2 protein-coding genes are annotated in these 13,061 nt (G+C 42.9%); both read left to right on the forward strand.

Annotated elements, in window-relative coordinates; genetic code table 11:
• Nucleotides 1-244 precede the first annotated feature (244 nt).
• Nucleotides 245-4,516 (forward strand): LIC12048 family lipoprotein, encoded by a 4,272-nt coding sequence (locus tag CH373_RS12425; protein WP_243393378.1) that lies wholly within the window; start codon nucleotides 245-247, stop codon nucleotides 4,514-4,516.
• Nucleotides 4,517-4,539: 23 nt separating this feature from the next.
• Nucleotides 4,540-11,973: a SpvB/TcaC N-terminal domain-containing protein gene (locus tag CH373_RS12430; RefSeq protein ID WP_100713216.1), complete on the forward strand. Its 7,434-nt coding sequence runs from the start codon at nucleotides 4,540-4,542 to the stop codon at nucleotides 11,971-11,973.
• Nucleotides 11,974-13,061 lie beyond the last annotated feature (1,088 nt).

Raw genomic sequence — 13,061 nt, forward strand, 5'->3', positions numbered from 1 at the left:
CTCATTAAATCGTGTCTGCAAAATATTTTTTGTACTTCTTGCTGTCTTCATTTGACAAAAACCCGCCCTTTAAAGTTGTGTCTATTTAGCAGGCTCCTAACAAAAGAAATTACACATCAAACTAAATTTTTGCTCAAGAATGAGCAAGTGGCGGTCACATCAAAACTTTTCGTGTTAAAAATGTGTCGATATGGAATTTCTGATTCAGATATAGCAGCCTGTTTTTGTTTCGGAGGATCGTCTCGTGAGAATTGGAAAGAAAGGTTTAAGCTTGTGGCTAGTTACTTTGCTGGTCTTTCAACTTGTTGCATGTTCATTTTTTGGTGGTAAGAAAGGCCGCGAAGATGTGGACCTAAAATCCGCTAAATGGTTGGTCGCAGAACAAGTTGCGACGGTGCTCAATAATGAAGGAGTTCCTGTAAAACCTGGGCAAACAAATTCTCCAATCGTTCAAATTCATAACTTATTCGCACTTCCTCCAGGCACGAGCGTATCTACTGCTTCTCTTTCTGGCACAATAGACCCGACCGGGACTACAATCGTAAATGACTTTGACGGTGATGGTATCCTAAATACGGACGAAACCACTACCAATGTTTGGGTAGCAGATTATCCCCAAGTAGAAACAATTGTGGCTCCTCCCGTAACATTAAAGATTAAAATATTACAAAGTACTCAAACTCAAAACGATGAAATCGTAAGCGAAATTAATTCGGACGATTTCGAGAGCACTAAAAATCAGGGTTCCGAAAAGATTCACCAAAAGGAAATGAACGAAAGGACGGTTCAGTTCCAAGATTCATTTAGTCAGAATACTTCTGTTTCTAATTCAGTCAGCACAAGTGCCAATTACGGAGCGAACTATTTAGGGTCTGGTGCTAGCTATGGGATGAGCGCTTCTGCAAGCTGGAATGCCTCAAATGGGGTTTCTGCGACTACGACAAAATGGGATACAAAGCCTTTCAAAAACAATATCGATTCGGATGCTTGGAATTTAAAGTCGGGTTCCTCCGCTAACAAGGCTAGAAAATACAGATCTGATAAATCGATCAAGATAGACGGTACATCTAAAGTAGATGCGAATGCGGGCTATGTAAGAGCAGCCCTTTATATCCGTAACAATTCTGTAAATATGCCCGTAAAGCTTTCCAATATCATGTGTACCTTGATGTTTGAGAATGGAAGCGGAGAATTAATTCCAATGCAAAGCTTCCGTTTACGCAACGACGACTACAGCCTATTTACTGTAGAAGTTTACGGTGGTTCTGAATTTGGACCGTACGTAGTAGAACTGAATGGCCTGAATACCGCGGAGATTGAAAGAGCGATCGCAGCAGGCTATAATCCAAAGATCTTTATCGTGGATTATGAAATGACGCACGTCGCAAATTCCAATTATCGTTCTGCTTTACTGAACTATAGCGGAGACAATCTAAAGATCGTCGAAGAAAATGCAAAAGGTAGAACTGCATTATTAAAAGTATATGGTCCAAATATTCGAGAATTGTACAGGGTTGCTGCATTTAACGCACCTGGGACAGGGGACCCTTGCACAACTAGGACTGCTTCTACTTTGGCACCTGGGGTTTCTCTCAAGGAGGCACTCAATCGAATCGCTTGTTCTGGGGTAGAAATACAATATGAAGATTATGTAATTGATCTAGCGGAACAGGCTCCTTCCTTGGGGCAATCTAGATTTCACGTGAAAGGAATTAAGTCCTTTGGTGGTGTTCAAACTACTCTTCCTTGTAATTATCAAACGTTTACAGGATCTGACGGAGTTTCCCGCACTGCTTGTGTACAGAAACCAGTAAGTCAATGGACAGAATCCGAAAGCCAAAATTTCGGATTATGGGCTATCTATTATAAGGGCAAATACTACTCGCACACTGAATTTTGGAAAGATGGATCAACTGTAAGGTTGTTTGATCCACCTAGCATTTCGAAAGCCCCTATGGTAAAAGGAGTAGATTCTACAATCTGGGCGGGAGATCGCTTCGATATCGTCTATCTATCTGCAAAGGACTTTATTCAACAAGCACAAGCTTTCGGAACCAATCCTTTGGAAACGGACGAAGGGACTAAAGTAAATACGGTTTGGGATAACACGTCTTTAGGGGAACACCCATACTACCCGAATACCAATTCAGTATTTTTGGGAGAAGGCGGCTTTGGTGAAAAGATCAATCTCAATATCAAATTGAACAAGACCCAATATCTAACTCCGAATTTCGGAACTCCGGTCGATGGAGGAACCTATCTTTCTTATTCTGATTTTCAGTATAATTTACGAACTAGAACTGATTTCTATACCATTGATCAAGCTGCAGACTTTGAGATTAGTATGGGAATCGGCGGAGCACGTACTGATTGGTTCCACGTGGTAAAAGATATCAACGATGCGGATCCATATAAACCGCAGAATTGTGGAAGAACCTTGGATTTCGTGAACCAAGAATTCAATCTTTGTGTCAAGCTACCTACACAGAGTGCTGTAGTGGATCCTTCGATTACATTAGTAAAATTGTATATTCGACCTTCTTTAAATACTGCGTATCGGAAAACGATTTGGCCTCTCCATTATTCTCAAGTTAGGAAAATGAGAGGAGAACTCGGAAATCCTACGATCGTAGGTGACTTGAGTATTCGTGTGGCAAAAAGCTCTGGTTTGGCGGAAGTAGGGGATACAATTCAACTGTTGGGAGATTATCGCCAGTACACTATTTCCAGTATAGGTGCCCCGGATGTCGACGGATCCTATCTGGTTACACTTGCGAGTCCGATCCAACAAGCGAGCAAGAAGACTACAGAAGTCTATATTACAGGAAGTTTAAGTGCTCCTGATGTAAGACTTTCCGTGGACAATGGATTTTATACGGACTGGAATTCGCAGGTTTCTTCTGCTTTCCAACCTACGAATTTTAGCCAGGCTCAGTATCTTCCATTTTTAACCAGCAGTTCTGTAAGCTGCTCTACTACGAATGCCTTCCATCCTCAAAGTTGCTTAGGAGTATATCCGGATGTAAATGCAACCAACTGGATGGGGGTTTACAACCAAGGAGTTGCACTATGGAACTCTTGGGCAGACGGAGGAAGCTTCCAGAGTTTCTTGTCTGCAGGATTGTTTAAACTCGCAGCCGGTACAGGAAAGTCATACAGATTAGAAGCTGCTGCCTCCGACTTTGTAGTCAGTGAAGTGAACGGTGTGACTACAATGAGCAATCCAAAAGTTGCATCGGACGGTGACACTGCCTTTGTGGTTTGGAAACAAAACTCTAGTTTAATTGGTAAATTCTACCAAATCTCAACTGGAAACCAACTAACTGCTGCTACTGTGCTAAATACCGCGACTGCCACAGGGAAATTTGTGGTTAAAGCGAAAAATGGAAGAGTAGTCTTTATTTGGGAAAGTAATTCTGATATCTATATTGCATTGAAGGACATGACAACTTATGCGAATATCGGATCGGAATCAAAAGTTGTAACAAGAGGCACATTTGCATCGGGTACGGCTCCTTATATTGATTTAGGTGTGGGGAATGATCGAGCAATTGTAGCTTGGAACACCTCTATCGCGAGTGGCTCAGGAGTCCAGCATACTGGCTCGGCTAGAGTATATCGTACGGATACAGGTGCTTCATTAAATGCTGCATTCAACTTCTATGTACCGTCAGCGGAAGGTTTGCCATCTGCTTTGGAAGTGTCTGCGGATGCGACTGGTGATTATGGAATTTTAAGTGTACTCTTAAGGAACCTACCTGCCGGTACCACCTATATGCGGACGTTCCGTTATGACTTGCCAAATTTAACTTTGGGAACCCTTCGCAGCGTGGGTAGTAACACAAACGCGCTTTACTATGACTTGCGTAGTATTGCTTCTAATAATTACGGAGCTCTAACCGCAAGGAGAGACGATGGTTATTCGTTTATATCCATTATGAATTTGACAGATAATACATCTCCACTTGCAATTCCATCTGGTTTTGCATCAGGAAGCACCTCTATTAGCGCAGCGCATTTAAGTGCCTCGGGTGATACTGTGCTAATTACTTGGATAAATAATAATCGTACTTACATAAAGGTGGTTTCTTTATCCTTGGGTAATTACCTTTACGCGAATACTTTATCTCCAGATTCGGGAGCTACTGTTACAAACCGCCAGTATGCAATGTCGTTTATTTCAGGTAACAACATCTTAACCAAATGGATGCATTTCGAGAATGGACTGCGAACGATTCGTGGGCGCACTTCTACTCTGTCGCCATTTGCTTTGAAAGGTGCCTCTGAGTTTTTTATAAGCACTACAAACCAGGGTGAACAGCAGTATGGTGGAGTAGCGGTCAGCGGACAAAAGGCATTTATCGCTTGGTGGTCCAATGATATCGCTCAGCAGAGAATTCGCGGATTTAGCTTGGATATCCAAAACCCGGGCGCGTTGCAGTACGGATTGAATAACTTCTTCGTGGCACCTCTCATCGAGAGAGACTACACGATTAAGGCTAAGATTAGCTACTAACAACGATTCGTCGGTAATATCCAATGAAGCTCCTTCGAATAAGAGCGGTCGTATTTGCGGTCGCGCTTTCTCTTGCCGTATCTTGCACAAACCACGGGCACGGAATACCCGGGTGGATCTTCGGAACGGGGATTACACCTGGGACAGCTTTTCCGTCTCCCGGATCTGCGCCTGCACCGGAAGGAAGCGACTTATTCTCCTCAACGACTAACCACAGTTCGGCGATTAGCGATCCGGAAACAAAAGCGGATCCGTTGAACGGGGCTGTGTTCATTGCACCACCAGAACCGAACCACTACGGAGGAGTTTCCCTATCCTATCCGATTGTGATTCCTACGGGAAGGGCAGGAGTAGAGCCGAAGCTCGCGATTTCGTATTCTGCTACAGGAGGAGACGGATGGATCGGAGTAGGTTGGAATTTAGGATTAGGTGCGATCACAAGAACTCCCGAATACGGTGCATTATTTTATAATAATAAAGATACGTTTACTTGGAATGGGGCACGTTTAGTAAAAATATCCGGACCTGCAAATAGCGAGAACGGAACCTACAGACCGGAGATCTTAGGGGAAGACTCCGTAGTTTTAAAGCTGAGCTTTGCAGAAGTGGGAGGAATCTGGGAAGTTTTGGATTCTTCCGGAACCAAGACTGTCTACGGAGAATCGTCTTCGACCAGGATCTACAATCCGGATAAGATCAACCAGACATACAGCTGGTATGTATCTAAAATAGAGGATAGAAACGGAAACACTCAGGAAGTGGAATATGATACTTCCAACTATTCTTCGAACAGAACCCTCTATCTAAAAGAAATTCGTTATACAGGAAATTCTAAAGCATCTCTAACACCGAGACAATACGTCCGCTTTTATACAAAATCAAGGGATGATTTCTATGTAAGTAAGGCTCCAGGCTTCCTCATGAAGATGGATCGACTTTTGGATAAAATCGAAGTAGGTTGGAGTGGCGGAAAACTCTGGGATTACACTTTGGTTTATACGGAATCTTCGGATTCAGGAAGGCCAATCTTAAAGACGGTAGAATCCAGCAGACATACAACCCAGCCGGAGTTTAGCTACCAAGAATCTTCAAGACAACTTCTTTGGCAGAATATCGTAAATAGGGAAGCAAGCGAGCCTGAAGACAATCCGGACTCTACACAGTACTTTGAAGGGGATTTTAACGGAGACGGGATCTCCGATATGCTCTTTTTCAATCCGGAAAGCGGGTACTGGAAAGCCGCAGAAGGCAGGAAGGAGGGAGGTTACAATTTTAAAATATACGGAAATCGTTATATTGGTTACGAGGGACCCGAAAAGATCCGCTTCTTTAAAGGAAATGTAAGCGGCGATTTTAACGGAGACGGAAGATCCGATATCGCCTTCTACTTGCCTGAAACAAGAGAGTTTATCGTAGCCGAGCACGATGGAAGAGTGTTCCAATTCCGTTCGTATGGAAGGATGATGAATTCACTCCCGGATATTTTCCGGATGGATTGGTTCCCCGGAGACTACGACGGAAACGGCCTTTCGGATGCGATCCTGTTCGATGAGCCGACAGGAAACTGGACTTTAATGTTAAACAAAGGAGGAAGATTCGACTTCCTTTTATTCTCTAAGAAATTCCAAAACATATACAGAGAAGATTATACTCCGAACGGAAACTTGGACAGCGTATCTACGTTTGATACTACGGAAGAGGGGAGAGATCGCGCCAAAGTACAGACATTAGTCGGAGATTATAACGGAGACGGAAGGACAGATATTTCCTTTTACGATGCTCGGAACGGAAAATGGATCGTGGGAGAAAATTATCGTCCAGAAGATCCTCTGGATCCACTTCCATTTAGAATGCAATGGAAATTGTATAAAGTATTCACAGCACCCGAGCAGTCATTATTTACATATGATAGATTCTCCGGAGATTTTAACGGAGACGGATTTTCCGACTTTTTACTTTTCGATCGTTCTTCCGGAGATTGGACCATCGGGGAAACCGGAGATGGGACGATCAACTTCAGGACCTGGTCTAGAGTTCCACAATTCAGAGAGATCACTCGTTGGTTGCAAGGGGACTTTAACGGAGACGGTAGGACAGATATCGGATTCTATTCTGCAAATGACGGAAAGTTTTGGATCGGAGAAGCAACTCAAAATGGATTTCGCTACAAGATCTATAGCGATATGAGTTATGGCCCGAGTGCAACTCGGGTGATGCAAACTCCTTTACCGCTAGATGAAGTAAAACTTGTGAAGGGGACTGCATCCTTTCCAATTTCTTCCGGACTCGGGACGCTACTTTTAGAGTACCAGTACGACGGAAATAATAACCGAGGAAGGGGAGAACTTGCGTTTGCTGGGTGTTTCACAGTTAACGACTGTTCTAATTCTCCGGAATTACTTTTATTCGATCGTAAAACAGGAGTCTTTGATTTCAAGAAGGGCTCGTCTTTCACCGAATCGGTGTTAACCGGCTTTTCTCCCGAAGCAAGCGATGTGATTCTTCCGTTTGCAGGAGACCCGGATCGATATACCAGATCCACTTTAGACGAGGTCCTCTATTACCAAAAACAGGGAAGTGTAAATAAGTTTAGGACGGTTCGATTCGCTTCGGGGAATTCCTTCGAGCTGAAAGACCTCGCGAGCTTTACGGATACAGAAGTTACTCTTTTTCATAGTAAAGAAAGCGGATACGTATTCGACAATTTCGAATCCACTTCTTTTAAATCAGCACTCATCTTAGATGACAAATCTTCTACCGGAAGCGCTCGCTTTTTACTTTCGGGTCTATCCGGAAACCGGGTCTTAACAATCACTGGAGATCTGACTCCTTCCAATCTTTATAAGATTTTCCAAAGCGGAAGTTCTGATAATAGACTAAACCGAAATGCATTTAGCTTATTTTCGGGAGATTTTACCGGTTCTGGAAAAGCGGAGTTTGCACTCGTAGACAGAAGGACCGGAACCCACAAATGGTATTTAGGAAGTATCAACTTAAGTTCGAACCAGATCCAATTCAAAAAACTATCTGGGGACGTTCCACTTCCGTTTGTTACTTCAGAGTATGACGCAGTCAGTCCTGCGGGCATCAAATATGCGTTATACGGAGAAGTCACAGGACATTCGATCCTCCTAGGAAAAGCTTCCGATGTAGGAACTTCTTTTTATAAATATAGAATCACTTCCACATCTGTCACTCGCACTGTGAGCACTGCAAACGGTGTATCTTTTAGCGGAAAGTTCGACCACAACGGAGATCCTATTGTGGTGCAGAATGGAGAATTTAGGACCTACGATTATTCTCAAGGAAGGGCGATTGCACTTTCTTCCGGTATCATTCAGAAAAGTCTTTCTAGGCCTGACTTAATTTCGAAGGTGTATGTGTTCCAGTGGATCCAAGGGGATTACAACGGGGATGGACTCACTGATATCGGGATCATCCACCTTAAAGAACCCACTTGGTATTTCGCGCTCTCCAACGGAATCGTTCCGGATATAATAAACAAACTCAAGAACGGGATCGGTGGATTTTACGAATTCGAGTACGAAAATTCGACTAAGTTTGATAATACAGGAGGAGATGGAATTCCGGATCTACCTGGAACTTACAGAGTTTGTACTAAGATAACTGCAGACGACGGATTGGGGAATCGAATCACAAAATCCTACGACTACAAAAACGGATTTGCATTCTCTTCGTTTATCAACGGGAAAAAAGAATCTGACTTTTTCGGATTTTCTGAGTTCACGATGACGGATGCGTATGGGGCCAGAACTTTCCATACGTATAATACAACACCATATTCTGATTTCATGATGAACCGCGCCCTAAGCGGTGCGGAAAAACAGACAAAGATCATCGGGTCAGACAATCAAGAATACGGAATCATCAACTACACTCACTCGGTGCAAAAAATCGAGGTAACCTCGGGGGCACCGAGTTACTTATCTTTCGCTTCTAAGATAGAAAAGTATCTAAACGGATCTAGAACGACTACCCAAGATAGTTCGCTTACCCTCAGTGGTTATGCGATTACGAAGAAGGTCGAAAGTCTCACGGATCATTTTGCGGACGGAGCTCACTCTGTAGAAACCCAGACTGCGATTACTGACTTTACAACAGACTCTAGTACAAACCAGCGCAGACCTACCAAGACAGTTTCACTCGCTGCGAGTGCAAACGAAACTACTTCCGTTCTTACCTATGATAGCAAAGGAAATCTTACTAAAAACGTAACCTCCTATACTGGTTCAGGGCTTCCATCTACTTCCCCTAGAATTTTAGAATATTCTTATGATTCCTACGGGAATACGACTCAGGAGAAGGATAGCAGTGGAAGTCCTTCTCGAGGAACTAACCTGGTCTATGATTCCCAGCTCCACCAGTTTGTGACCGAGAGGAGCTCCTTCGGAGGATCGATTTCCTTTACCACAAGAAGTACAATCGATTATGGTTCTGCTTTCGGTCTGCCTTTGCAGATAACCGACCCGAACGGAAACAAAACATATAATACGTACGATAACTACGGAAGACTCACTCAAGTTAGAGCAGATACAGACTCCGGAACGAGTGTGATCGGAAGCTATTCGTATCACAGTTCCTTTCCGTTAGGCGCAAAGACAATACTGCCGTCCGGTACCAGTGCTCCTGACTTTGCTTACAAAAAATACTCGGATGGTTTAGGTAGAACTATTTATACAGTCAAATCCGGCTCGAATGGACAGTACGTACGTTCTGGAAGAGTTGTCTATGATTCAGACGGTAGAGTGGTCAGGTCGAGTCGCGCAGACTGGGCTTCTGGAAGCGAGATCGATTCCTTTGCGCTTCATCTAGAAGAAAGGGAACCGACACTATTCCAATACGATGCGATCGGAAGAGTAAAATCCACAACACTTCCTTTGGCGGCGGGAGAAAATTCTGCGACTGTAATCTCAGTCGATTACAATGATCCATTTGAAACTGTAGAAAAGAATAGCAGCGGAACGAATAAGAGAACGATTAAGGACGCGAGAGGAAGAGTTCTCTATGTAGAAGACTTTGCGACAGATGGAACCCAAGCAAGGATCGGATTTTGTTTTGATATCGCAGGGAATCGAGTCAAGAAATCCGATCTGAACGACGGATCGAATTTGAGTTGTTCGAATCTTTCTACGGGCATTGTTAGCAAAGATACTTCCGGAAAAAACCAAGCGTATTGGAAATACGATGCTTTCGGAAGATTAAAAGCACAGAGCGATCCAGACTTGGGCGTAGAGACATTCGCCTATAATGCATTTGGCGAACAAACTTCTCATACAGATGCAAGATCCATTACGACTACATTTGCCTACGATGCAATCGGGCGGGTTGTTACAAAACATATTCCGGAAGGGGATACTGTATTTACTTACGATTCGGCATCCGGAAGCGAGAATTCTTTAGGAAAACTAGTACGAGTAGAAGACTCCGTCCAAAGCAAGGAATTCAGTTATGATAAACTAGGACGGATCAAAAAAGAAACCAGAAGGATCCTGAATATTCCCCTCCAAAATACAGAGGGTCCATACATTACAGAAACAGAATACGATCTTTTGGGAAGAATCACGAAGATCGATTATCCTGCCCATCCGATCAACCACAAACGACTCAGGGCTTGCTACTCGTATGGAAGTGCGGGGTATGTCACGGGAATTTCAGTCGATGTGGATACGAGTGGTGTCATGCCGGGTTTCTGTGGCACGGATATCGTAGAGAATATCGGATATAACGAGTTCGGGCAAACTGCTGCGCTCACTCTCGGAAACAATGTTTCTACAGATTATACTTATGATGCAAAGGGAAGATTGATCCGTGTTCATTCCAGCGGGGATGTAAGCGGTACAAACAAAATTCTCCAAGACGCTGTTTATACATTTAACAGCAATAATGCGATCACAAAAATAGAGAACACTTCGACCGATTATAATACCGAGTACAACTATCTGTATGACGGACTGAATCGAATTTTAGATTCCAACGGGACTTACCGAGAGACTGCGGACAATTTTACAAAGCAATTCAAGCAGAGCTTTTCGTATTCAAAAAATGGAAACCTTACTGCAAAGCGTAACCACGATTTTGCCACTGGAAATATCACAGACGAGTGGAGTTATCAATACACCAACCACCAAGTATTACGGATAGATTCTAGCAAGACCGGTTCCGACAGCCTAACGATGAGTTATGATGCTTCCGGGAATATGGTCTCTCAAAATGACCAAGCGAAGCATTTGCGGAAGCAGATCGAAGTAGATTCCCAAAATAGAATCGTATCCGTGAAAGATGCTACCGGTGCGGTCATGGGCAAGTACTGGTATGACGAGGGCGGATTTAGAATCAGAAGGCAGGCTTTAGTACCGAAGCCTGGTCAGTTTGCCTCCACGGAAGTCATCTATCCGAGCATGTATTTCGGATTGGAATACGAGGAAACGGATAATACCCTTCGATCGATCAACAACGTCTACCTAAACGGAGTCCGGGTCGCAGCGTTAAACGAAGTGGGGGCAGTCGCCTACTTCCTGACCGATCAAGTAGATTCCGTCTCACAAGTGTTAGACGGCTCTGCACAAACACTCACTCGAACTCAATACCAACCCTATGGAGAATCCTTTGTCCAAAGAGGAAACCTTGACTTTGCTCCGAAGTATAACTCTCAAGAATTAGATCCGGAAACGAACTTCTACTACTACAACGCTCGCTACTACGATCCACAGATCGCGAGGTTTACGAGCGCAGACAGTATCATTGATGGCGAATACGATACTCAGGGTTGGAACCGATTTGCATATGTGAAGGGGAATCCTGTTGGTGCGAAGGATCCGACTGGGCATGATATATTCTTGTATTTCTATTCTTCAGAGTCGACTGAATCCGGCGCAGGTCACGTTGCGATGGGAGTCGGCTCCAAAAAAAATCAAACACTTTATGAAGCGAATCCGGTAAATTCAGGTCCTGACCGGCCGATGGAAAAGTCATACAAGCATTCCGGTTCAATGAAGGAAGTACTGAACAAAAATCATATTGGAAGAACGACGAAAAAACAACCGGATTTAATTTTGCAATTGAAAACTAATTCAAAGGAGGAAGATCCTAAAGTAAGACAAGCGGTAGAAGGATTCTTCAAAGAAAATGAAAATTGGGTTTATAATAAATCAAATTGCACAGATATGAGTCGCGTCGGCCTCTCGAAGACAAAGTATAAAGGAGGCAAAGAGATAGTTTCTACACCGACGGAATTCGCTGATAAACTACTCACTAATAACCCAACGGATTTTGTACAAGGAAATATTGTAGAATTGAAAGGTAGTATAGGAAACTACAAAGATGGAACTGGTTCCGCGGCAGGCGTAATTAAGAATGCAACTCGCCGTAAACAAGACAATCAATCCGATTCAAATGAAGTAAAAAGAAATAGGCCGAATAAGATTCATTTAAACTAAGCTATGATTAATAATTCGTTCTTTAGGATTGCACTGACGAAAATTATATTCTAGTCGAAAAGCTTGAGAATGTTATGAAACTTTCCTTCTTTATAGTTCAGTTTTTTGTTATAGCCTTAGCGTTTATCATGCTAATAGCAGGAATGCTCCCCTTGCTTCAGGCGGCTAATATTTTTTTTGATTTATCCATTGCATATTGGGAAGCCATCGATCGGACGAACGAGGATCTCACTTATTGGATAATCAAGTTTGATATGGTGTGCACTATATTTTATATTCCGGCACTTATTTGGTTTATTTACAAACCGAATTTCCCTACCTTATTTTTTTTGATATTTTATTATACTTTCCTTCTGTGGGTAAGTGTGTTAATGGAAGGTTCAAGAATAGAATGGGCAAATATATTGAATACTCATGAGATGATCGTTTTTATTTTCCCGTCTGTGGCTCTAATAGTTTCACTTTTTTATTATTTGATTTTACGAATAACAAGGGGTGATGATAACCAACAATGAATACATTCGGAATTTTTCAAATTGTAAATCTACGTGTACGAATAATTTCGGTAATGTTCAGAAAGTTTCGCGCAAGTAGAATCTCAAGAAAGTCTCGCATATTGTCCCCAGCGAAATGCAATGTACAGGTCTATATTTAGATAAATACTTAGAAAACCTAAACCGAATTATGGAATCAGGGTTCCATCCGAATGAGGAATTAACAACTTTTAGTATTTGAAAAAGAAATTACCAAAACAGATTTGATTGAAGGTAAGAATGAATCCAGACTATACGAATCAAATCTGTAATATACGGATTTGAGATTTTTAGCCAAAACTGTTTTCAGCTGGACCAGCGGTGCAGCGGAATGCAGAAAAATGTTAAATAGTGCTCATTGACAACGATTCCTTAGGAAAGCGAGAGCGGACCTTAGGAAGAAATAAAACCGCCAGGGAAACGGAGGGCTTTAGTCCAACACAGAATTACAATGAATGCGTAAGGCTGGATACGTGGAACGTGTTGGATGAGCGATTAGCGAACCCGTAGTAGCCCGGTCCCGCAGAGCGGGAGGCGGCCAGCAACACTCGCCGA

It is taken from the genome of Leptospira perolatii, from assembly GCF_002811875.1.
Taxonomy (GTDB): domain Bacteria; phylum Spirochaetota; class Leptospiria; order Leptospirales; family Leptospiraceae; genus Leptospira_B; species Leptospira_B perolatii.